The following is a 21,881-nucleotide window of genomic DNA, read 5'->3' as shown; positions in this document are numbered from 1 at the left end:
GATATGGCGGTACACAACATCCGCTGCTCGAACCGTCTATCGTAGCGTTTCGAGGACCTTCTTTGCGGTTTCGGCTCCCTGGATGGGGAGGGTTGGGTCGTTGAGCACGCCTAGTTGTTTGAGGACAGAGGCCTGATCCCAGTAGATGTGTTCGTGGGCGAGTTTGCCATCGCGAAAGTGGACGATGGCGACTAGCGGGACCTCGACACGGCGGCCGGTGGGAGCGATGCCGGGGAGCATCCAAGGCATCTCGATGGTGTGGGTGAAGGAGAAGATCATCTCGTCGACGAGCTGGTCGGCACCGACGGTGCGGGAGACCGGGGTGAGGGTGGTGTCGGGCGGCATGCAGGGGATGAAGTCGTGGCCGTAGAAGCCGCGGAGGGCCTCCTTGCCGTAGCCGCCAGTCATGGTGGGGATGTGGTTGACGTAGGCGTCGTCGACCATGGTGTCGAGGGTGGACTGGAGATCGCGGGTGACGAATTCGTGGCGGGTGTGCTCTTCCCAGAGGGATTCCAGCTCTTGTGCCGTCATGCGTGGGAGTGTAGGCCCGCATGACGGACGTGACAACAGTAGAGGGTTAGCGGCTGAGCTTGACGGCGAACTGCGCGACGCGCGGGTCGGTGGTGGTGCTGGTGATGCTGCCGAAGGCTGCGGCTCCGAATGAGCCGTTGGGCTGCGAGAAGGCGGGGGTGTTGGTGACGTTGAAGAGCTCGGCGCGCAGCTCGACGTCGGTGCGCTCGCCGATGCGGGTGTGCTTGACCAGAGCGAAGTCGGCGTTGCGATAGGCGGGGCCGCGGACGGGGTTGCGCGATGCGTTGCCGAAGGTGAACTCAGGCGCTGTGGCGAAGGCGGCGGTGTTGAAGAAGTGTGCCGGGGTGCGCTGGCCGGGCGATAGAGCGGGGTTGGCGGTGAGGTTAGGGCGCCGCAGGACGACTCCGGCGAAGCTGTTGAGGTTGGTGGCCTGGGTGACTGTGACGGGCATGCCGCTCTGCAGGCTGACGATGGCGTTGAGGGTCCAGCCACCGAATGCTTTCGTGGCGAGGCCGTGGCCGGCATAGCGGGGGAGCTCGTAGACTCCGCTGATGGCGAAGACGTTGGGCATGTCGCCGTTTGAGGAGTCGCGCTCGAGATAGGGACGGTAGGTGTCGGCTGCGATGAGCGACGAGCTGTTGGGGGACGAGAGCACGGTGGAGGAGAAGACGGAGGATGCGTCGTCGATTAGCTTGGAGTGGGTGTAGCTGAAGAGGAAGGATAGGCCGTGGCTGAGGCGCTGCTCGGCCTTGGCTTCGATGGCGTTGTAGTTGGTGGTGCCGCTGTTGTTGCGGTAGATGGCGACGTTCTGAAAGCGCGGGTAGGGTTTGAGGAGCTGGGCCGCGGCCACTTTAGGACCTCCGATGCTGCTGGATGGGGGGATCAGGCCGTAGTAGGGGTTTGTGACCTGCGCGGTGAGTGCGGTGGGGTTGGTGAGGCCGGTGGCGAGCTGCGCGGCGGTGAGTTGGTTGAGGTTCGCGTCAGGGATGCCAACGTGGACGATGTGCGAGCCGACGTAGGCGATCTCGACGGAGAGATTGTTCGTGATGGAACGCTGCACGGCGAGGTTCCACTGCTGTACGTATCCAGAGCCGGCTTTGCGGTTCGCGGTGTAGACGCTCTGGCCGAGACCGGCGTCGGGCGTGAGGGGAATGGGTGTGACGGTGGGGCCCTTCGAAAGCTGGAAGGCCGGGACGAAGCCGTCGGTGGTCTTCTGCTGGACGTTCTGGATGAAGGGATACTGCGGCGTGGTGAAGGGCGTGGTGATTCCGCTCTGGTCGATGAAGACGATTCCGAAGCCGGTGCGGAGGACGGTTTTGGGATCGACGGCGAAGGTGAAGCCGAGGCGCGGGGCCACGTTCGCCCAGTGCAGCTCGCGGGCGGTGCGAGGGTAGCCGTTGACGCCGAGGTAGTCGAGCTGCTGGGTGGCGAGGTTGAAGACGGCTCCCTGGTTGCGGGTCTCGGTGGAGGGGAGATGGAGCGTCCAGCGTGCGCCGATGTTGAGGGTAAGACGCGGGGATATGCGCCAGTCGTCCTGGGCGAAGAACTCGTAGATGTAGTCGCGGGGGCGGATGGTGCGGTTCTGGAGGTCGATGGAGAAGGTGTCGACCTGGCCGAGGAGGAAGCCGGCGAGTGCGTTGCCGCCGGTAGAACCTTTGGCGCCGGTGGTATTGGTGCCGGTGTTGGTGAAGGAGAAGGAGCCGGTGGGGTTGGGAGGTGAGATGGCGTTGAGCTCGTAGCGGCGCATGTCGGCGCCTGCCTTGAGGGAGTGCGCGGCGTGGGTGAAGAGGACGGTGTCGATGAGCTCGGAGACGGAGGTCTGGTAGCGGGCGGAGGTGCTGGCGTTGGCTCCGAGCTGCTGGAAGCCGGTGAGTGTGAAGAGGGGCAGCACGTTGTTGAAGGAGGCGTTGGTGGGGATGCCGGGGATTCCGAGCGCGTCCGATGCGGTGCTGCTGAGAGTGGGGCCGGACTGCGTGTTGCCGCGGCGCGTATAGCCGAGGCGGACGTCGTTGACGACGCTGGGGGAGAAGGTGTGGGTCTCGCTGAGGACGATCTGCTGGCCGAGGATGTTGGAGAGTCCGCCGACGTTTCCGGTGCCAATGACCGAGCCGCCGATGGCTCCGGAGCCCTCGGGGAGCGGGGTCACGGGCTGCTCGACCTCGTTGTAGTAGGTGTAGCGGGCGAAGCCGCGGTCGCGGCTGCCGTGCGCGGCGTCGATGCGGAGGTCGAACTGGTTCTGGTGGTCGTCGTCGTTTGCGGTGCGGGTGAAGTTGTTGGCTGCTCCGCCGCTGGTGGGGAGTGGGTAGCGCGCGAGAAGCGCGACGGCGGCGGGATCGAGCGGCTTGTCGATGACGTCGTTGGGGAACTCGGTGCGGATGACCTTGCCGTTGACGACCTGCGTGGTGGTTGGATCGTAGATCTTTGCGACGCCGGTGAAGATTCCCCGGCGCTCGGCGAGCGTTGGCACGGTCGAGATGCGGGTGACGCCGATGCGCTGCTTGATGCCCTGATAGTCGCCGAAGAAGAAGAGGCGGTCGTGCAGGATGGGGCCGCCGATGGTGCCGCCGTAGAGGTTGCGGCGATACTCGGGCTTGCGTGCGGCGCTGCCTGCGAAGTAGTTGCGCGAGTTGAGGGCTTCGTTGCGGAAGAACTCGTAGAGGCTGCCGTGGAACTGGTTGTTGCCACTGCGCGTGGCGACGTTGACGACTCCGCCGTTGAATCGGCCGAACTCCGCGGGAACGTTGTTGGCCTCGATGGTGAACTCGGCGATGTCGTCGATGATGGGGAAGAAGGCGACCTGGCCGGGCTCGGGCTGCAGGGCGGAGATTCCGTCGTAGAGGTACTCGTTGGTGCGGGGACGGCCGCCGTTGATGCGCGGGAGGAGGGTTCCGGGTGGCAGTGCGACGCCTGGTGCGAGGGTGCTCAACTGGACGAAGTTGCGCGAGTTGAGGGGGAGCGCGACGACGGTGCTTCCGGCTATGGTGGTGGCGATGTCGCTGGTGGCGGTCTGGAGCAGGGGCGCGTCGGCGTTGACGGTGATGGTCTGGTTGTCGGGGCCGGGTTGCAGGGCGAGGTCGAGGTTCACCGTCTGGCCTACGGTGACGGTGATGCCATTGCGCTGAAGGCGAGCAAAGGAGGGGCGATCGACGGCGATGCTGTAGGTGCCGGAGTTCAGTTGGGTGAAGTCGTATTCGCCCGCATCGGTGGTCGCGGCGTTCTGACGAACGCCGGTGGCGGTCTGGGTGAGCGTGACCTGCGCGCCGGAGATGGCCGCACCGGATGGGTCGCTGATCCGGCCCTTGAGCTCACCTCGAACCTGCGCGCTCACGGGCGCGGCGACCACACAGGTAGCGACCAAAGACAGCACAATTTTGGTCGTAATAATTCTAGTCATATCGTCTCATCGATTTTAGACGATTTTAATCGAGGTCACTTTTTGAAGCCGCGCCATGCGCAGAAGCCGGAAGGTAGTAGAAAGGCTGGTCCACAGGTACTGCGGGGATGACGGAAAGGATGACCGGAGTCGGAGTTCGCTCCGATCCACGCATCGCAATTACGGAGTAGAAGAGTTCGGGGCGGCGCTTTCTTTCAGGAATCGGATGAGGTCGCGGCGCTCCTGCGGCTTTGCTACGTGGAAGTCCATGTTGTTTCCGGGGAGGTAGGCGTCGGGGTCGGTGAGCCAGCGGTCGAGGGTGAGCTCGTTCCAGACGATGTGCGCATTTTGAAGGGCCGGGGAGTATGTAAAGCCGGGCGCTTGTCCGGAGGTTCGTCCAAAGACTCCACTGAGATTGGGGCCTTCGCGGTTCTGGGCAAGCGAATGGCATCCGGTGCAGCGCTTCTCGAAGACGAGCTTGCCCTGGACTGCGCTGCCTTCGGTGGGGAGCGGCTGGCTTGGGTCTGTTGCGAGCGGCGACGACTGATGTGCCCACTGGGTGAGGAGCTGCAGGTCGGCCGCGGTGATGGCGGAGTTGCGGTGGATGTTTCGGTATTGGGGCAGAGGCATCTTGCCGGCTCGGGTCTGCTGGATGATCTTCGCCTGGAGGGTTTGCTGCTGGTCTGAGGTGTAGGTGTCCCACGCGGAGAGGTCCATGTGTTTGCGGCCTTCGAGGATGTCACGCTCCATGAACCACGAGATGGGCGCGAGGCGGCCGTAGAGGGGTGCTCGAGTCTGAGTGGAGTGGCAGTCGGCACATTTGGCAGTGAGAAGATCGCGCACCTGAGGCGGTACAGAGGAGTGTTCCATGATGGGTGCGGGCGAGGGGTTGGGGGTATAAAGGCCCGCGTCACCGAAGGGGTGAACGCGGGCGAGTAACAGCGAGGACAGCAATGCAGTGGCACAGACGGCGGAGATGCGGAGGCGGGTCATACTGTTTCCGCGAGTGAGGAGTCGACGAGGGCGAGGTGGCTTTGCCGGGCGATGTAGCGGACCTGGGTGATGCCGAGGACGCTGCGGAGTTTGCCGGCAGGGACGACCATGGGTCCGGCGCTTGGAGCCTTGCCGGGTGCGGGTTGTGGGAACGCTGTCGAAGTGGCGGTGTGGAAGGCTACGTTGCCTTCCACCTTCTGGACGACCTGGTGGATGTGTCCGTTGAGGACGGTGACGGAGCCGAAGCGCTTGAGGTAGGAGAGGGCCTCGGCGCCGTCGGCAGTGCCCCAGCCCCACTCGGGATAGACCATCCACAGAGGGAGGTGGGCGAAGATGACGATGGGGGTGGAGGCGGAGAGCGAGGCGAGATTCTGTTTGAGCCACGTGAGCTGCTCGGGGCCGAGCTTGCCGAGGGCGTCGATCTGGAGGCAGTTGTTGAGGCCGATGAAGTGCACGCCTTTGTGGTTGAAGCTGTACCAGCCGCTGCCGAGGGTCCCTTTGCCGAAGCGCTCGCGATAGAGGGCGCCGTCGTCGGACGCGGTGTCGTGCTCGCCGGGGACGTAGAAGATCTGGCCGACGCGGGCGGCTTTGACGAGCTGCTCTGCGGTGTCGAACTCGGTGGCGCGCGAGGCGTGGCTTATGTCGCCGGTGTGCAGGAGAAGTTCGGGCGTAGTGTGAAGTGCATTGATTTTATCGATGGCGAGCTTGAGGGTTCCGGTAACGTCCTGATTGGCGGCTTTGTTGAAGCCGATGTGGCTGTCGCTGATCTGGACGAAGCTGAAGCCGGCCGCGGCTTGGAATGCGGAGCCTGCGGTTGCGGCAAAGAGTCTTGACGTGGGAACGCCGCCGGCCATCGTCCAAAGCAGACCGGTACCGGCCCAGGCCATGCAGGAGAGGAAGTTGCGGCGGTCGATTCCGTCGCTTGCGGGCTGGGGCTCGGATATGGGTTGGGATGACGTGGGTTCGGATATGGGCCCGGATGTGAGTTCGGATGTGGGTTCGGATATTTGAGGCCGTGTTCGTACGGGTGTAACGTTGTCGTTGTCCTTCATCGGATAGAACCTCCGCACATGCAAACTGGACTGTGCATGGTTTATTCCGTTGATATTTCTTGGAAGAGGACGGAATAAATTTGCGGGCTGGCAGTTTTCATCTTTGGAGCGAGGGCAGATATCTGCTGAGCGATGACGCTACTGCCATGGAAACGCGCGGCGCGTGAGAACGGTCCTCAACCCAGTGGGTTTGAGGATCTCGCGGCTCCGTTGCTGCCTGCTCTGTACAACCTTGCCCACTGGCTGGCGCGGAATCCGGCTGATGCAGAGGACCTTGTACAGGAGACGTTTCTCAAGGCTCTGCGGGGGTTCAGCAGCTTTGAGCCGGGGACGAACTTCAAGGCGTGGATCTTTCGGATTCTGCGGAATACGTATCAGACGTCGCGGACGGGATTAGCTGCGATGCGCACGGTGGCTCTGGAGGATGAGCTGGAGAGTAGCGACGCGGGGCCGCCGCTTTATCCTGAGGGCGCGATCGAGCGGGAGACTCCGGAGAGCAACCTGATCCGGCTGAGCGACCGGGCAGCGGTGGAAGAGGCGATGGAGCAGTTGCCACCGAGGTTGCTCGAGGTGATTCTGCTGTGCGATGTGGAAGAGATGAAGTACAGAGAGATTGCAACGGTGCTGGAGATTCCGATGGGTACGGTGATGTCGCGAATTGCGCGTGCGCGGATGGCGCTTCGGCAGGAGCTTGGCCGAAGGAGGGAGACGCGAGTATGACAGAGCATCTGACGCCGAGCGTGCTGAATCTGTTTGCCGATGGCGAGCTCTCCTCTGATCAGGTTGCCGGAGTGAATGAGCATCTTGCCGCGTGCCAGGCGTGCACGGCGAGTGCGCTGTCGCAGATGGTGTTGAAGTCTACGGCGGCGCGGGCTGGGAGTCGTTACGTAATTCCCGGAGATCTGCAGAAGCGGTTGTTGCCCCAGGCCTCGGAGAAGGCTTCAGAGGTTGAAGGCACGCAGAGTCGCGGTGTGCGGGTGACGGAAGCTCGAAGAGCCATGAGGTTTGGCCTGCTGGGTTGGGCAGCGGCGGTGGCGCTGCTGCTGGTCTCGGTGGGCATCGTATCTTTGCAGCGGGGTGCGGTGGCACGTGTCGATGAGGCGGCGCTGGTGACTGAGGTGCTCGATCAGCATATTGGTACGCTGGCGGCGAACCAGAAGCCGCAGGTGCTCTCCTCGGATCGTCACACCGTCAAGCCGTGGTTCCAGGGCAAGATCCCTTTCACCTTCAATCTTCCGGAGGGGTTGCCGGAGGATACGAGGCTGGATGGGGCAAATCTGGCTTATCTGCACAATCAGCCGGTGGCGCAACTGCTGTACAGCATCGGGAGGCATCGGGTGTCAGTGTTTGTGCGGGAGCGAGGAGGGGCGAGTGTACCCGGCGAGCTTGTCACGGAGCACTCGGGCTTCCATATAGTCCGTGTCGACACTCCGGAGCTGGAGTTTGTGGCGGTAAGCGATGTGGATCCGGGCAGGCTGCGCGGTCTGGTTGCTGCTATCGGGAAGGCGCAGATGAAGGGACAGTAGCGGAGAGTGTCTCCAAGCGGGCCTTGTCGATTTGGAGGAGAAGCTATTGACGGGCGGATTTCTGGAAGGAGGCCGGCTCGAGCGGAGGTTGCGCGGGCGCGGAGGAGGACTGCACGGGGATCTCGGCTGTGGCGGCGAAGCGCGTGGTGGGGAAGGCGTTGGGGTAGTTCTGCTGGATGTAGTTGATCATCTGCTCGCGGACAAGGCAGCGGAGGTCGAAGCTGTCGCTGGAGTTGCGGGCGCTGACGAGGCAGCGAAGCTCCATGGTGCGGTCGGTGAGATTGGTGACCTGGAGGCCGCAGACATTCTTGTCCCAGAGAGGTGAGGACTCTGCGATGCGCTTGAGTTGCTGGCGGAGGTCTTCGACGGGGATGGAGTAGTCCACGTAGAGGAAGGCGGTGCCGAGGAGGTCGGTGGCCTCGCGTGTCCAGTTCTGGAAGGAGTTTTCGATGAAGTAGGACAAGGGCACGATGAGGCGGCGGAGGTCCCAGATCTTGACGACGACGTAGGCAGAGTTGATCTCTTCGATGCGTCCCCACTCGCCCTGGATGACGACGACGTCGTGGATACGGATGGGCTCGGTGAAGGCGATCTGCAGACCGGCGAAGAAGTTGGCGGCGGTGGAGCGGGCGGCGGTGGCGAGGATGACGGAGGCGACTCCGGCGGAGGCGAGAAGGCCGGAGCCGTAGTGCAGGATGCGGGGGTCGTTGAAGGTCCAGAGGAGCGCGCCGATGTCGATGATGACGACGAGGGCGATGAGCATGCGGCGGAAGAGCTGGAACTGGGTGTGGACGCGCCGGGCCTGGATGTTGTTCTCCGCGGTGAGGTCGTAGCGGCGGAGCATGATGGCCTCGAAGACGTAGATGCTGCCGACGGCGAACCAGCCGAGCGCGACGACGATGGCCATGGCGATCCCTTGGCGGAGGATGGCGTAAAGGTAGTCGGGCACGCCGGGAACGAGGGGAAGAACAATGGCGAGACAAGTGAAGGAGAAGATGGAGCGCGCAGGGCGGCTAAGGTGCTCCCGAATTCCCCAGCGGGTCGTCTGCTGCTCCTCTTGCTTGCGGAGTACGCGGAACAGGATGTAGTGCCCCAGATTGGAGACAACAATGCCAGCGCAAAGGACAAAGATGGCAAGGAACCAGGGGTGCCGGAAGTTGATGTGAGCGAGCATAGTAGAGTGGGCTGCGGCCAGTTTCGCACAGCTACTTGTTGAGGATGATGCGAGCGAGGGAGCGGTTGCTTGTGGGCGCGCCGCTCAGCGATGAGATTGGAGGTAGTCGAGACCTTCGAGGACGGTCTGCTGGAGGGCGATGCGGTGGTCGGAGTAGGAGTGGTCCGTGGCGTAGTGGACCTCATTGACCTCGGGGTCACCGATCTTGCGGAGGTTGGCGACCAGGGCGTCGCTGGCATCGGCGAGGCCGTCATCTGAGGTGACGACGAGGACGGGGCGCGCGGAGAGCTTCGGCGCGAGGTCGGGGAGGTTCCACTTGGCGGCGTTGGCGAAGAGATCGCGGGCGAGGGACTCGGGGGTGCATCCGGCGAGTGGAGCGATGCCCTCGGCGGCGAGGCCCTGCTCGATGCGTGGGAGAGCGGCCTCCTGCTGGTTGGCCTTGACGACGGGGAGGGCAAAGCCGGCCATGTTGGCGGCAGAGATGAGGCCGAGGCCACGGATGGCGGGGTCGACGGCGGCGACGTTGGCGGCGACCATGCCTCCCATGCTGTGTCCGATGAGGACGATGTATTTCGGATCGGAGCGGAGTTTGGCTGCGTTGGCTGGATCGCGGAGGTAAGCGATGGCGGATTGCGTGTCCTCGATGGCGTGGGTGAAGGAGAAAGATCCGGGCGAACCCCAGGCTCCGCGGTAGTTGAAGTAGAGGACGTCCCATCCGGCGCGGCGGATCGCCTGGGCGAGGTCGAGGTTCTTCTCATTTCCGGGGAAGCCGTGAAGAAGGATGACGATGGGGTGCGGGCCGGGACCGGAGGCGACGTAGACGATGGCGTTGAGGAGCGCTCCGTGGCTGGGGAGCTGGAAGGATTGCATCGCGGCGGGGTTGGCCTTGTCGGGGGCGGGATCGGTGGTGATGGCTGCGGGGGCCTGGGCTGCGGCAGCGAGTGAGGCGCAGAGAAGTGCGGCAATGGCGATGAGTTTGCGAGTGGGCATGCGGTGATTGTAAAGAGAGTTCCAGTGGGTTTAATGATGAAGTTGCGAAAGCCGCAACTTCATCGGGCCACTGTCGCATTCACGGTTTTCTGCAGCGGCGGCACCTATGGGTTCAGAAGAGACTTCCCGTAGCCCACAGGAATAGCGAAATTCGATCCGCCGAACTCACGCACCATGGCGAAGTTAATTCCTATAACTTTGCCCTCATTACTAAAAAGAGGACCGCCAGAGCCGCCCGAGGTGGTTTGGGCATCATAGACAATCTTGTCAGGCAGCACGTCGCCGATATGCCCCTGGGTGGTGGTAGGCCTGATCAGGTTGCGGCGGGCGAGCTCTTCCATCACCTGCTTCGGATCACCTTTGGATGCAGTCGCAATGGACTGGAGCGTCTCAGCGCCTGCCCGAGCCAGAATTGCATCAAGAGCAGTCGGATATCCAAGCAGCACGACGGGCCCTCCACTGACGGCCGAGCCGCGGCCCTCGGCAAGAGTTATCTGTTTGATTCGCAGTCCTGAGACATTTCCCCTTACGACAGCAACGTCCGCGGTAGAGGAAATCCTCTCCGTGTTGATGGCAATGCCGTGTGGAACGCCGGGGAAATATGCTGTCATCTCAACAATCGCTGGCTCAAGCCCTTGACTTAGCAGTTCCTTCAAATCGTCGTTCTGCCACCAGGGCTCGGCCACATGATGATTGGTGAGGATTTGTCCGCCGGCAGAGGCGAGAAACCCAGTACCAAAAACATCCAGGCGTACTTCCGGACCATCTCCGTTGAGGCTCAGGAGTGGGTTGTTGTGTTCATCGGTCGTTGGCTCGCCACTGCTCGTTAACCCAGCGTAGTGCAATCTCAATCCGCTAGTGTGGTCGCGGAAGCCAAGCACAACGTGAATGAGGCAGACACTCGGCTCATAGGACTGGATAATCGTCTGCGCAACCTTGCCCTCGGACTCGAGCTTCTGAAGGCGGCCTTCTACTACGGTTAATTGATTTTGCAAAGCGGAAGCGTCTTCTGCCTGGCTACTTGCGATTTGCGCTCTCAGATCTTCGCTCTTCTTCTTAAGTTGGAGCTTTTCTGGATCTGTCGCCAGGGATGGGCCGCGTTGCCCGTCTTCAAGGGCCCGACGCGAGCGCTCCATCAACTGTTGCTGCGTCAGCACGCCAGTCTGCAATCGGGTGAGCGCAGCATAGACCCGAGTATTCTGCTGCTGGGTGCGACGGTAGAAGAAGAAAGCGGCCAGGCCGGCAACGATAAGAACGGCAACAATCACAACGCCGCCAACTCGCAGCGTCCGCCGTTCTTCGTTGACCGCTGTCACCACCTGCTGGGTAGCGTTTCGATTCTCTTCGGCTTTGCGCAGCCGCTCTAGAGACTCGTCCTCGACGAATTTGTTCCGCAGTTGCGAGCGCAGACGGGACAGCAATTCGTGTGGGTCGAAGGGCAGTGACAGCACATCGTCTGCCCCGAGATCCAACCCCCGAGTCCGTTCGGCAGACTTGCCTGGAGATAGCATCACAACGCGTATGTTCCGCGTGCGCTCGGAACCCTTGATTTCAGAAAGAAGGTCACAGCAGTCGAGCTGGGGAGGATCGGCACCCATGACAACTGCGTCGGGATTGAAGGCGAGAACTGCCTTCAGTCCTTCCCGGTAGTCGGTCGAGACCTCATATCCCGCATCGCTCAGCACCATGACGATGTGTTCCCTGAGAGCATCGTCAGACTCCACCACCAGCAACTTCCCTGCCTTGTCGTTCATAAATCCTCTTCCTTAGGCCCGAATTACTCTGGTCGCGAAAACGGGGTACCTCCAAGAAATCTACTCCTTTCCTTTGTTGAACGCTTAAGAGCAAAGGTGGGTAAGTTCGTTAAGTTTATGAGCTCAGCGAATTGCTCATTCGCCGTCTAATTTGGTACCAAAGCTACGCTCAAGTCTCTCAAAATGCTGTGTTGACGGAAGCCAATGCTGTGAGTCCGAGGCCGCGACTGCAGTCTGTGGCGTAGATGATCGTCGTCGAGGTCAACCAGGCGGGGGTGTAGGCGTTGCAGTCTCCTGAGGTGAGCACACTCTCGTGGCGCGAGACTGTGTCGAATGAGACAAGCTGCCAGCGGTTGCGCCGTAGCTCTGTAAGAGCGACGAGACGCTCGTCCGGCGAGATCGAGAAGGACGCGATTTCTTCGTCCGCCGAGAAGAAGGGGACGGGTTGGTTGCCAGGGACTACGGTGAAGAGTCCCATGCGGCCGCGATGCTTCGCTAGGAAGAGAAGAGCGCCGGAACGCAGGAAGGATGCGCTCCGGACGTCGTAGTTATCGTCCTCGACGATGTGCGTCGGTGAATTTGGCGGCACAACACTCGCGCGGCCTTGTGGCTCGTCGAAACTCGACATCCAAAGACTGCCACGCCCTTTGGTTTCCCGAACAAAGGCGAGGGTAAGACCGTCGGCAGATAGGGCGGGTGACTCCGCGTCCTGGGCCACGAGCGATGCGTCAGAGGCGCGGACGATGCGTGAACCGGCGGCATCAGCAAGCTCCAGGAGCACGGAATGGTCTACGCCGATGGCATAGGTGAGTTGGTCCGGGGACTTCTGCGCCCTGGCTTGGGGAGTGAGTTGGCGGCCCTGCTTGTCGAGCACGCGGTAGCCATCGGGCAGCATAGCGACGAAGAGATAGCCATCTCGTTCAGGGCGTGGCTGAGTTGCGAGGTAGGGCGTCGAAGGCGCCGGAATGCGGTGACCCATCTCCTGCTGTCGATGGAAGAAATGATGTCGGTAGCCGGCGATGCTCAACATCAAGGCCACGGCAGCGGACACGAGCAGCAGGGCGAGGCGGGACGTTGAGTGCTTGCCTGATCCGCCGGAAGGATATCTCCACAGGCAGATAATGAAGAGCGCGGAGAATGCGATCCCGAGCCAGAGACGGGAGAAGGCAAGCGATGTTGCCATGGCGGCGCCGAGATGCGGGGAAGGCTTAACGAGGTCAGCCGCAGAGATGAGGAAGTAGAGAGTGACTGCGAGGGCCGCCAGTCGATTTTTGTTTCGTCTGAGAAGAGAGTCGACGAGCAGGACGATGGAGAGGATCATCACGACAAAGTGATAACTGGACGGAACGGGCGACAGAACAAGGAGAGCGATGAGGAAGGCTGACCACTCCAGCTGCTCGCGGTCAGGCTCGGCAGGCGCAGGCCGAAGCAGAGCGAACAGTGGAAGGAAGATCGTCATCTGCCAGAGCGGATACAGGATGGCGTAGAGGGAAGGCGAATCAAGGGGCGGCGCTGGATTGAGCTCAGGCTCGAAGAGAAAGAGTCGGTGAAAGAGCGCGGCGCCGGATGCGGCGTGAAGATTGTAGGGATCGAGCACCTCTCCCTGCATGCTTCGCGGAAGGATCTGAGTGGCGTAGGTATAGAGCAGACCCCCGCCCATCCACAGACTTCCGACGGCGACGATGATGACGGCCGTGCCGAGTGTGGAGAGTGCCGCGCGCCACTGCCGCTTCCAGAGGAAATAGAGGAGGAAGAGCAGAGGGTACACCTTGAGCGCACCGGCAAATGCAACACATGCGCCGCAGGCGAGCTCCTGGTCGCGGTGGTGAAAGTAGTAGGCCAACACCAGCAGGAATAGTACGAGCAGATGCATCTGCCCGTAGAGAAAGCTGACGCGCAGCGGAAGGACGGCCAGCAGGCAGAGCAGCCAGATGCGTCGGCGGCCTAGCGACGTCGATCGGTGCAGCAGCTCTGCGCTTGTTGCAAGAAAGATCAGGTTGGCGACAATCCAGATGCGCTTCGCGTTGAGGGCGGAGAAGATCGACAGCGGGACGATGGGAAGCGCGGAGAAGGGCGTGAGGCCGGCGAAGCCGACGAGGCTCTGGTCCAGACCCCAGTGGTCTTTGATTCGCTGGAGCCATACCCAGTCGTAGATGCGGTCGAGGCTGTAACCCTCGCGAAGCAGGCGGGCGACGAGATAGTAGTTGGGGAAGTCGGTGTTGAGCGCCTGCCATGCGGGGAGGATGCCCTTCCAGAAGAGGAAAATGGCGAGCGCCGCGCACAGTGCAGTTTCAAATCCTGGCTGAAATGAGAGCTCGTGCTGAAAAAGCCCTTGAGATACGGGCCTGTCGCGCGTGATTTCGCTCGCCATATGGTTTGAGCTTATGCTGCGTGGCACGAATTTTGAGATGAAGGCAAGAAAATTTACATCTTCAAGACAAGTCGATTCCTGGACTTACGATGCGGTCGGGAGATCTCGTTTTAGGAACTGTTTTGAACGGACAGCCTAAAATAGAAGTGATGGCTTTTACAGAACAGTACGATGTTGTCGTTGTCGGCGCGGGGCATGCCGGCTGTGAGGCGGCGATGGCGGCGGCACGCATGGGGCTGCGGACGGCGCTGTTTACCCTGAACCTTGATCTGATCGCGCAGATGAGCTGCAATCCGGCGATTGGCGGGATCGCCAAGGGGCATCTTGTGCGTGAAGTCGACGCGCTGGGTGGTGTGATGGGCGAGGTCGCCGATGCGTGCGGGATTCAGTTCCGACTGCTGAATACGAGCCGCGGGCCGGCGGTGTGGTCTCCGCGGGCGCAGTGCGATAAGGCGCTGTATCGCGTGAAGATGCGCGAGGTGCTGGAGGGCCAGAAGAATCTCTTTATCAAGCAGGCTGAGGTAGTGGACCTGATTGTTGAGGAGGCGGCTGGACATTCTGGACGCTCCGAGCAAAATGCGGGGGTTCTTCGCTCCGCTCAGAATGACGATCATGTGGTTGCTCACCCCAGAGTTGTGCGTGGGTTGAGGCTGCGGGATGGACGTGAGGTTCGTGCTGCGGCTACGGTTGTCACGACCGGGACGTTTTTGAATGGGCTGATTCATTGCGGCGAGCAGCAGTACACGTCTGGGCGCAGCGGTGAGCCGGCAAGCGTGTTGCTCGGCGAGAACCTGAAGAAGCTGGGGTTGCGCCAGTGCCGGCTGAAGACAGGCACGCCGCCGCGGCTGGATGGGCGGACGATTGACTGGTCGCGGTTTGAAGAGCAGCCGGGGGACGATGATCCTACGCCGTTTAGCTTCAGGTCAGCGGGTCGACTGGCCAGCACGGCGGCGAGTCATCACGGCAGCGAGACGGCTCGGTGGACGCCGCAGCTGCGGCAGGTGAGCTGCCACATCGCGTATACGACGGACGAGACGCTGCGGTTGATTCGGGAGAATGTGCACCGGTCGCCGATGTATACGGGGCAGATTGCGGCGATTGGGCCGCGCTATTGTCCGTCGATCGAGGACAAGATCGTTCGCTTCCCGGACAAGACGAAGCACCAGTTCTTCCTGGAGCCCGAGGGACTGAACACGCATGAGGTCTACATCAACGGCATGAGCACGAGCTTGCCGATGGAGGTGCAGGCGGCGATGGTGCACTCCATTCCAGGGCTTGAGAACGCGGAGATGCTGCGGCCCGGATATGCGATTGAGTACGACGCGATCGATCCGACGGAGCTTGATCGCGCGCTGAAGGTGAAGAGCTACGAGGGGCTGTATCTCGCCGGGCAGATCAATGGCACGAGTGGATATGAAGAGGCCGCGTGCCAGGGGTTGATGGCGGGGATCAATGCGGCTCTGGCGGCGAAGGCAGCCCTGAGCGGAGAGCCTGTCGCGGCGTTCACGCTTGATCGCACGGAGGCTTACACCGGGATTCTGATCGATGACCTCATCAGCAAGGGCACGAATGAGCCCTACCGGATGTTTACTTCGCGAGCGGAGTTCCGGCTGCATCTGCGCATTGATAACGCCGATCGCAGATTGACTCCGCATGGGCGTCGGCTGGGGCTGATCGACGATGAGGCGTGGGCGGAGTATGAGGCGAAGCAGGCTCGGGCGCAGGTGTTCGGCGCACTGCTGCAGGCGACGAAGGTGAAGGTGGAGGAGCTTCCGGCTGCCGTGCGCGCGAAGATCGAGGGCACGAGCGGCTCAAAGTTTGAGGGGGGCCAGACCTTTGCGCAACTGCTGAAGCGGCCGGAGGTGACGATTGAGGAGCTGGCTCCGGCGCTGCGCGGAGTGATGGTGCAGGCAGGCGAGCTGGCAGGTTGGATTGCCGCGATGGATGCGACGGGCGGCGAGCGGCTGCCGGCTTGGGTGCGGAACGAGATGAAGACGGTCGAGACGGAGATCAAGTTCGCGGGGTATCTCGACCAGCAGCGGCGCTCGATGGAGAGGTTGAAGCGCGCGGAGCAGCAGGTGATTCCGGAGTGGTTCGACTACGGCGCGGTGAGCGGGCTCTCGCGTGAGATGCACGAGAAGCTGACGCGCGTGCGTCCGCAGACGATCGGGCAGGCGAGCCGCATCTCGGGTGTGACTCCGGCGGCGGTTAGTTTGCTGCTGGTGTACATCGAGATTCAGGGGCGGCAGCAGCAGCAAGTCGTTGCGTGAACGCGGGCTTAACTCTATCAACGGCCTCATTTGTGACCTTCGGGGACATACCGACATCTAAAGAATGATTGTTAAGGTCCGGAGGAGACGCGATGAAGAAATTTGCGGTTTGGCTGCTGTTTGCGGCTTTGGGAGTTGTGCTCGCGGGCCTGCTGACAAGAGGAGGACGAACGATGGCGATTGCAGCAGAGAGGAAGGAGCCGATTCCGGCTCCTGTAGTGAATGAGCCGGCTAAGGGGCATAGCGAGACGGCGGTCTTCGCCGGCGGATGCTTCTGGGGTGTGCAGAGCGTCTTTCAGCGCGTGAAGGGCGTGACTGCGACGACGGCGGGATACTCGGGCGGGACGAAGGCAACGGCGAACTATCGCGATGTGTCGTCGGAGCAGACGGAGCATGCCGAGTCCGTGAAGATCGTGTTCGATCCGTCGAAGGTGAGTTACGGCACGCTGCTTAGGATCTTCTTCTCGGTCGTGCATGATCCGACGCAGTTGAATCGGCAGGGGCCGGACGTCGGGACGTCGTATCGCTCGGCGATCTTCTACACGACGCCAGAGCAGCAGAAGGTTGCGGCGGCTTACATCGCGCAGCTCGACGCGGCGCATGTGTTTCCGAAGAAGATTGTGACGCAGCTTGTACCGCTTCAGGCGTTCTACGATGGCGAGGACTATCACCAGGATTATGCCGAGAAGAATCCGGACAACCCGTACATCCAGGTTTGCGATATTCCGAAGATCGCTGGACTGAAGCAGCAGTTCCCGGAGTTGTTTGAGGAGTACACGCGGAAGTAACGCCGGTGCAAATCTCCGGCTTTGTGTGGAATACCGAAGAAACGGGTGGGCTATCAACAAAGGAGCGGCGATTTCCTCGCTGCTCCTTTGTTGTTTGTGTGTGTGTGTTCGCTGAGAATAGAAACATCCCATGGCTTCCTTTGCACAACTGACCGCTAACGACGATAGTCTTCCCTCCTCCGTACACGCCGAGACCGCGATTCTCGGGGCGATGATGCTGGACAGCCTTGCGATCAACGACGCCACGGCGCGGCTGATCGCCGATGACTTCTCGCTCGACTCGCACCGGCGCATCTATGGCGCGATCATGGAGCTTGCGACCCTGGGGCATGGCGTGGACTTCATCACCGTGCGCGAGGTGCTGGCGAAGAAGAAGGAGCTGGACTCGATCGGCGGGCCGGCGTATCTCACGTTTCTGACTGAGGGGATTCCGCGGAACCTCAACATTGAGAGCTACGTCCGCATCGTCAAGGACAAGAGCCTGCTGCGGCAGCTGATGAGCATCTTCAGCGAGGGGGCGACGCGCGCGTCGGACCAGTCGGAAGACGCAATCAACGTGCTGGGCGACGTTGAGGCGCAACTCTCGAGCGTGGCGGACAGCGCGATTCAGCGCGGGTTTTCGGGAATCGGCGAGATTGTGGCTTCGTCGTTCGGGTCGATCGACAAGCTGTATGAGCAGGGCCGCGAGATCACAGGCCTCGCCACGCACTACATCGAGTTCGACCGCATGACGAGCGGGTTGCAGGAGTCGGACCTCATCATCATTGCGGCGCGTCCTTCGATGGGCAAGACTGCGTGGGCGATCAACATCGCGCAGAACTCGGCGGTGAAGGATGGCAAAGTGGTCGCGGTGTTCTCGCTCGAAATGTCGAAGGAGAGCCTGCTGCGGCGTCTGCTGGCGAGCGAGGCGATGGTGAACTCGCGCAAGATCCAGACGGGCTTTCTTCCCAAGGAAGACAAGGGCAAGCTGCTGGCCGCGCTCGAGCGGCTGATGGAGTCGAAGCTGTTTATCGACGACACTCCGGGCATCACGCTGGCGGAGATGCGCGCGAAGGCGCGGCGGCTGAAGCAGCAGGAGGGCGCGCTCGACCTGATCGTGATCGACTACCTGCAGCTCGTCACCGGAGGCTCGTCGGGCCCGGGCAAGAAGGGCTTCGAGAACCGCAACCAGGAGGTCTCGGCCGTCTCGCGCGGACTGAAGGCGCTGGCCAAGGAGATGAAGGTTCCAGTGATTGCGCTGTCGCAGTTGTCGCGTTCGAGTGAGCAGCGCGGCGGCGACAAGAAGCCGATGCTCTCGGACCTGCGTGAGTCCGGCTCGATCGAGCAGGATGCCGACCTCGTCGCCTTCATCCACCGCGATTCGTACTACAACAAAGACGAGAACGGCGATGAAGATCCGGAGTCGAAGGGCAAGGCGGAGATCATTATCGCCAAGCAGCGAAACGGCCCGACCGGGAGCGTGCATCTTGCCTATCTCTCGGACTTTACGCGGTTTGAGAACCTGACTGAGGGTGGGTTCGGCGGCGGCGGTTACTAGCTTCCGGAGTTGTGCATCCTGATCGATGAGGTTCATACTTCAGCGGGCAGGCGTTTATGGCTATCCGACACGCTGGGACTCCGGGATTTACGGACGATGGCTCGCATTGGCCGGCGGCGGTGGCTTCGCTGGCTGTGGGGGCTTTTTTCTTTTCGCTCTGGTTCTGGCTGCTGCCTTCGTGGCTGGGCTTTCAGGTTGAAGCCGAGAGGGCCGCTCCATGGCGGTGGATTGCGGTTGTGCCTTCGGTGCTTGGGTTTGCGGTCGCACTGCGCTGCGTGTGGGACTTTGGCTGGACGGGACATGGAACGCCCGCGCCGTTTGCCCCGCCGCGGAGACTGGTTGTGGTGGGGTTCTACCGGTATGTGCGGAACCCGATGTATGTGGGGTTCTTTATGGGGTGGGCCGGGCTGTGGGTGGTCTTTGGACGCGCGAGCGCGTGGGCGATTGCCTTCGCCATCGTGGCTGTGATTGGCGTGAATCTGTTTGTCATGTTTTATGAAGAGCCGCATCTGCGACGGGTCTTTGGTGCGGAGTACGAGGAGTATTGCAGGAACGTGAACCGGTGGGCTCCGAGGCTGCATCCGTGGCGAAAATTGGACTGACCTCTACCCCTGAGCCTGCACTTCATCACAAAATCTTGACCCTACTGACATGAGGCTGTCAGCATGGGTTCGCTATGCTCCATGTTAGAGAGAGAACGATCAGAAGGAGCATGTCATGAGCACCCAGACGCCAGAGCAGGCCATCGCGCAGACGCCAACCGAGACGGCCGTGCGGACCCATGCGATCAACTGGTTCGAGATTCCGTGCGACGACCTCGACCGCGCCACCGAGTTCTATGAGACCGTGCTGGGCGCGAAGATGCATCGCGAGAGCCAGTCGGCGAGGTCGATCTTCGCCACGGACCCGACAGGCACCGGCGGCATGCTGGTGAAGCGCGGCTACCGCAGACCCGGCCGCGGCGGGGCGCTGGTGTACCTGAACTGCGACGGCATTCTGGACGCTGTGCTTTCGCGGGTGGCGCGGGCCGGAGGGCTGATCCTGATGCCGAAGACGGAGGTTCCGGGCGGGTACGGTCACTTTGCCTGCATGAGAGACTCCGAGGGAAACCACATCGGGCTGCACTCACACTAAGATTTTGAGATGCGACGTGCCGACCGCCTCTTCCGCATCGTGCAGTTTCTTCGCCAGGGCCGCCTGCTTACGGCGCAGATCCTGGCGGACAAGCTGCAGGTCTCGCAGCGCACCATCTACCGCGACATTCAGGACCTGCAGCTCTCGGGCACTCCAATTGAAGGCGAGGCAGGCGTGGGCTATACGCTGCGCCGCGATATGGACCTGCCCCCGCTGATGTTTACTCGTGGCGAATTGACGGCTCTGGTGCTGGGCGCGCGGCTGGTGCGTGCCTGGGGCGGCTCAGAGAACGTAATAGGAGCGACGCAGGCGCTACAGCGCATCGAAGCCGTGCTACCGCCGGAGCTGCGCACCGAGTTCGACTCCATCCTGCTGTACGCACCGGGCTTTCGGATGCGGCAGCCTCTGCGCGATAGGCTCGATGCGCTGCACAGCGCCTGCAAATCGCGCCGCGTCGTCTCGTTCGGATACGCGCGCGAGGACGGGGAGCGCAGCCACCGCAGCGTGCGTCCGCTGGCTCTCGCATTCTGGAGCGGCGTGTGGACGCTGATGTCGTGGTGCGAGCTGAGGGACGACTTCCGCGACTTCCGGCTCGACCGCATGGATGAGGTCGAGGTGCTGGAGCGCACGTTTACAGCTCACCGCGGCCAACGGCTGGAGGACTATCTGAAAAAGGTGATTCCGGACGCGGCGGAGCGCAGGCTCTACATATCGCCCGGAGTTCTTCCCTAGCCGCCGCTATTGCTGACTCTGCGGCAGGAGCGCGCGGCCGGCCTGTTGCATAGCAGCGGCGGGCAGTTCGGGCGCTGTGACGTGTCCGCCGAGGTGCGCCGCGATGTTCGGCGGCCATAGCGGATCGGCTGCCGCGACCGCGCTGAGCGAGACGTCGGGGATCTTCGTGCCGATGCTGGTGTTCATCGCGTCGATGAAGGTGTTGGCGACGACGGCGTAGCCGGTGTTGGTGGGGTGAATGCCATCGAGCGTGAAGACTCCGCCGAGGAAGCCGGTGGTTCCGGTGTATCCGTTGATGGTTACGCCCTGAGACGCGATCTGGGTGAAGAGTGCGTTGATGTCGACCAGCGTGGCTCCAGCGGCCTTGGCCTGTGCGGCGATAACCTGGTTGTAGGAGGCGACCTGCGCCTTGACGGTGACGGCCTCTGCGGCAGTGAGGACGCCGGCATCGCTGAGCTTGGTGGTCTGATGATGGGTGAGGATAGCGGTGATCTCCGTGAGCCCCTGGGGGGTTACGAAGTCTCCCGGGGAGATTCCAAAGAGGGCGCTGAGCACAGCTGTGGGCAGGCCGGTCGCGGCGGAGTACTCACCCAGCACGAGCGCCGCGGGCGTCAGGTAGGGCACCAGGGTGACGTCAGGGACATTGCCGATCACCAGATGCGCGCTGGTCTGCGTGGACAACTGCTGCATGAGCTGTGTGTACTGCGCGGTGAAGTTGGCCACCGAGGTCATCGCTGCCGGCGTGCCCGTGAGAGCGGCGACCAGCGCGTCGTTGTTGCCGATCCAGAGAAAGATTGTTGTCGGCTGCATCTGGATCGCCCAGCCGAGCTGGCTGTAAGTCTGTCCGTACCCCAGCCCGGGGAAGCCCAGCACGAGCTGGTTAATCTGCTGCTGGCCCGGAGCGGGATTCACCAGCGGCACCGTGCTGAGAACGTCGTTGACGAAGGCCCCCGGCACAGCAAGGTCGGTGGGCTGCGCGGCGAAGTTGTCGCGGCCGGTTGTCGTCCCCGAGACCGGCGTGATGACCGGCGGAGGCCCCAACGAGACAAGTTGCAGCACGTTCGGCGCGCCGGGATAGGCGATGAGCGGCTGCACGATGTTGAACTTCGCCTGCGCTGCCACCACCGGCGCCCAGCCATGGACCTGCTGGGTATCCAGCAGTGAACCACTCTGGAAGCCGGCGGTCAGGGAGTCGCCAAGAAAGACGGTCGTCGTGAAGTTGCCTGCATTCTTCGCCTGCGCAGCCTGAATCGCTTCAAGCGGGTTGGAGCTTCCGCTGGAACAGCCGCTGAGCGACAGGGCGAGTGCTGCAAACGTGGCGGAGAGGAGCGATGCTGAACGAGTATTCATTTTCATGACGACAGACGTATCCCTTCAAATGGAGCAGCACGGCACTTTGCCGGACGTGGCTTTGTATCACACCAGAGGTGCGATGGGGAATACGTGATTCAGTCCGGTAGTGGGTCAGTTTGACACTATGAGATGGAGTTTCATAAACCGGCATGATAGCTTCCGGTTTGCCCGTTAACCGACCGGAATTGGCATACGATGCGCTGCTTGGAACATTCCTGGTGAACTGAATTCGGTGTCGAGTATGATATGAATCTCGCAGCGTGCGATCGTTCTTGGCCGCGCCTGTGGCTTCCCTGTTCCTGA

General features: G+C 61.9%; 17 protein-coding genes. 8 read left to right on the top strand and 9 right to left on the bottom strand.

The window, feature by feature from the left end; translation table 11 throughout:
• Positions 1 to 36: 36 nt before the first annotated feature.
• The 4 genes from OHL16_RS11620 to OHL16_RS11605 all read right to left on the bottom strand — a co-directional run bounded on the left by OHL16_RS11620 (position 37) and on the right by OHL16_RS11605 (position 5,949).
• Positions 37 to 531, bottom strand: a complete 495-nt coding sequence (locus OHL16_RS11620) for an ester cyclase (RefSeq protein ID WP_263367292.1) — start codon at positions 529 to 531, stop codon at positions 37 to 39.
• 46 nt (positions 532 to 577) lie between these two features.
• The gene (locus tag OHL16_RS11615; protein WP_263367291.1) at positions 578 to 3,925 is read right to left on the bottom strand and encodes a TonB-dependent receptor; all 3,348 of its coding nucleotides are present in this window, start codon (positions 3,923 to 3,925) and stop codon (positions 578 to 580) included.
• A 159-nt stretch (positions 3,926 to 4,084) separates the two neighbouring features.
• Complete coding sequence (locus OHL16_RS11610; RefSeq protein WP_263367290.1) at positions 4,085 to 4,897, bottom strand: heme-binding domain-containing protein; 813 nt, start codon at positions 4,895 to 4,897, stop codon at positions 4,085 to 4,087.
• Entirely contained in the window at positions 4,894 to 5,949 is a 1,056-nt protein-coding gene (locus tag OHL16_RS11605) for a metallophosphoesterase family protein (RefSeq protein WP_263367289.1), read from the bottom strand. The genes OHL16_RS11610 and OHL16_RS11605 overlap by 4 nt, the downstream gene beginning before the upstream one ends.
• Positions 5,950 to 6,081: 132 nt before the next feature.
• On the opposite strand from OHL16_RS11605, the gene OHL16_RS11600 reads away from it, so the two are divergent.
• Entirely contained in the window at positions 6,082 to 6,669 is a 588-nt protein-coding gene (locus OHL16_RS11600) for a sigma-70 family RNA polymerase sigma factor (RefSeq protein ID WP_263367288.1), read from the top strand.
• Positions 6,666 to 7,475, top strand: a complete 810-nt coding sequence (locus OHL16_RS11595) for a zf-HC2 domain-containing protein (RefSeq protein WP_263367287.1) — start codon at positions 6,666 to 6,668, stop codon at positions 7,473 to 7,475. Before OHL16_RS11600 ends, OHL16_RS11595 begins: the two co-directional genes overlap by 4 nt.
• A gap of 43 nt (positions 7,476 to 7,518) precedes the next feature.
• Here OHL16_RS11595 and OHL16_RS11590 read toward each other — a convergent pair whose 3' ends face one another.
• The 4 genes from OHL16_RS11590 to OHL16_RS11575 all read right to left on the bottom strand — a co-directional run bounded on the left by OHL16_RS11590 (position 7,519) and on the right by OHL16_RS11575 (position 13,764).
• Positions 7,519 to 8,649: a mechanosensitive ion channel family protein gene (locus tag OHL16_RS11590; protein ID WP_263367286.1), complete on the bottom strand. Its 1,131-nt coding sequence runs from the start codon at positions 8,647 to 8,649 to the stop codon at positions 7,519 to 7,521.
• An 84-nt stretch (positions 8,650 to 8,733) separates the two neighbouring features.
• Complete coding sequence (locus OHL16_RS11585; RefSeq protein ID WP_263367285.1) at positions 8,734 to 9,639, bottom strand: alpha/beta hydrolase; 906 nt, start codon at positions 9,637 to 9,639, stop codon at positions 8,734 to 8,736.
• Positions 9,640 to 9,743: 104 nt separating this feature from the next.
• The gene (locus OHL16_RS11580; protein ID WP_263367284.1) at positions 9,744 to 11,393 is read right to left on the bottom strand and encodes a trypsin-like peptidase domain-containing protein; all 1,650 of its coding nucleotides are present in this window, start codon (positions 11,391 to 11,393) and stop codon (positions 9,744 to 9,746) included.
• 178 nt (positions 11,394 to 11,571) lie between these two features.
• Positions 11,572 to 13,764 (bottom strand): glycosyltransferase family 87 protein, encoded by a 2,193-nt coding sequence (locus tag OHL16_RS11575; protein ID WP_263367283.1) that lies wholly within the window; start codon positions 13,762 to 13,764, stop codon positions 11,572 to 11,574.
• A gap of 149 nt (positions 13,765 to 13,913) precedes the next feature.
• On the opposite strand from OHL16_RS11575, the gene mnmG reads away from it, so the two are divergent.
• The 6 genes from mnmG (at position 13,914) to OHL16_RS11545 (ending at position 20,225) form a co-directional block, all read left to right on the top strand.
• A complete protein-coding gene (gene mnmG, locus OHL16_RS11570) occupies positions 13,914 to 16,034 on the top strand; it encodes a tRNA uridine-5-carboxymethylaminomethyl(34) synthesis enzyme MnmG (RefSeq protein ID WP_263367282.1) in 2,121 nt (706 codons plus the stop codon).
• 173 nt (positions 16,035 to 16,207) lie between these two features.
• A complete protein-coding gene (gene msrA, locus OHL16_RS11565; protein WP_396127193.1) occupies positions 16,208 to 16,822 on the top strand; it encodes a peptide-methionine (S)-S-oxide reductase MsrA in 615 nt (204 codons plus the stop codon).
• 130 nt (positions 16,823 to 16,952) lie between these two features.
• Complete coding sequence (dnaB, locus tag OHL16_RS11560) at positions 16,953 to 18,359, top strand: replicative DNA helicase (RefSeq protein WP_263367280.1); 1,407 nt, start codon at positions 16,953 to 16,955, stop codon at positions 18,357 to 18,359.
• A gap of 56 nt (positions 18,360 to 18,415) precedes the next feature.
• Positions 18,416 to 18,961: a methyltransferase family protein gene (locus OHL16_RS11555; protein WP_263367279.1), complete on the top strand. Its 546-nt coding sequence runs from the start codon at positions 18,416 to 18,418 to the stop codon at positions 18,959 to 18,961.
• A gap of 115 nt (positions 18,962 to 19,076) precedes the next feature.
• Positions 19,077 to 19,493 (top strand): VOC family protein, encoded by a 417-nt coding sequence (locus OHL16_RS11550; RefSeq protein ID WP_263367278.1) that lies wholly within the window; start codon positions 19,077 to 19,079, stop codon positions 19,491 to 19,493.
• Between the two features lie 9 nt (positions 19,494 to 19,502).
• Positions 19,503 to 20,225 carry a helix-turn-helix transcriptional regulator gene (locus OHL16_RS11545; protein WP_263367277.1) on the top strand — a complete coding sequence of 241 codons (723 nt, stop codon included), beginning with the start codon at positions 19,503 to 19,505 and terminating at the stop codon, positions 20,223 to 20,225.
• A gap of 6 nt (positions 20,226 to 20,231) precedes the next feature.
• Here OHL16_RS11545 and OHL16_RS11540 read toward each other — a convergent pair whose 3' ends face one another.
• The gene (locus tag OHL16_RS11540) at positions 20,232 to 21,581 is read right to left on the bottom strand and encodes an SGNH/GDSL hydrolase family protein (protein WP_263367276.1); all 1,350 of its coding nucleotides are present in this window, start codon (positions 21,579 to 21,581) and stop codon (positions 20,232 to 20,234) included.
• Positions 21,582 to 21,881 lie beyond the last annotated feature (300 nt).

It is taken from the genome of Edaphobacter bradus (assembly GCF_025685645.1).
GTDB lineage: Bacteria > Acidobacteriota > Terriglobia > Terriglobales > Acidobacteriaceae > Edaphobacter > Edaphobacter bradus.
The sequence above is the reverse complement of the archived record's forward strand: the minus strand, read 5'-3'. Positions and strand labels throughout refer to the sequence as shown.

Excerpts from the sequence above, each read along its gene's own strand:
- OHL16_RS11620 (WP_263367292.1), bottom strand. The coding sequence starts at position 531 with ATGACGGCACAAGAGCTGGAATCCCTCTGGGAAGAGCACACCCGCCAC.
- OHL16_RS11615 (WP_263367291.1), bottom strand. The coding sequence starts at position 3,925 with ATGACTAGAATTATTACGACCAAAATTGTGCTGTCTTTGGTCGCTACC.
- OHL16_RS11610 (WP_263367290.1), bottom strand. The coding sequence starts at position 4,897 with ATGACCCGCCTCCGCATCTCCGCCGTCTGTGCCACTGCATTGCTGTCC.
- OHL16_RS11605 (WP_263367289.1), bottom strand. The coding sequence starts at position 5,949 with ATGAAGGACAACGACAACGTTACACCCGTACGAACACGGCCTCAAATA.
- OHL16_RS11600 (WP_263367288.1), top strand. The coding sequence starts at position 6,082 with ATGACGCTACTGCCATGGAAACGCGCGGCGCGTGAGAACGGTCCTCAA.
- OHL16_RS11595 (WP_263367287.1), top strand. The coding sequence starts at position 6,666 with ATGACAGAGCATCTGACGCCGAGCGTGCTGAATCTGTTTGCCGATGGC.
- OHL16_RS11590 (WP_263367286.1), bottom strand. The coding sequence starts at position 8,649 with ATGCTCGCTCACATCAACTTCCGGCACCCCTGGTTCCTTGCCATCTTT.
- OHL16_RS11585 (WP_263367285.1), bottom strand. The coding sequence starts at position 9,639 with ATGCCCACTCGCAAACTCATCGCCATTGCCGCACTTCTCTGCGCCTCA.
- OHL16_RS11580 (WP_263367284.1), bottom strand. The coding sequence starts at position 11,393 with ATGAACGACAAGGCAGGGAAGTTGCTGGTGGTGGAGTCTGACGATGCT.
- OHL16_RS11575 (WP_263367283.1), bottom strand. The coding sequence starts at position 13,764 with ATGGCGAGCGAAATCACGCGCGACAGGCCCGTATCTCAAGGGCTTTTT.
- mnmG (WP_263367282.1), top strand. The coding sequence starts at position 13,914 with ATGGCTTTTACAGAACAGTACGATGTTGTCGTTGTCGGCGCGGGGCAT.
- msrA (WP_396127193.1), top strand. The coding sequence starts at position 16,208 with ATGGCGATTGCAGCAGAGAGGAAGGAGCCGATTCCGGCTCCTGTAGTG.
- dnaB (WP_263367280.1), top strand. The coding sequence starts at position 16,953 with ATGGCTTCCTTTGCACAACTGACCGCTAACGACGATAGTCTTCCCTCC.
- OHL16_RS11555 (WP_263367279.1), top strand. The coding sequence starts at position 18,416 with ATGGCTATCCGACACGCTGGGACTCCGGGATTTACGGACGATGGCTCG.
- OHL16_RS11550 (WP_263367278.1), top strand. The coding sequence starts at position 19,077 with ATGAGCACCCAGACGCCAGAGCAGGCCATCGCGCAGACGCCAACCGAG.
- OHL16_RS11545 (WP_263367277.1), top strand. The coding sequence starts at position 19,503 with ATGCGACGTGCCGACCGCCTCTTCCGCATCGTGCAGTTTCTTCGCCAG.
- OHL16_RS11540 (WP_263367276.1), bottom strand. The coding sequence starts at position 21,581 with ATGAAAATGAATACTCGTTCAGCATCGCTCCTCTCCGCCACGTTTGCA.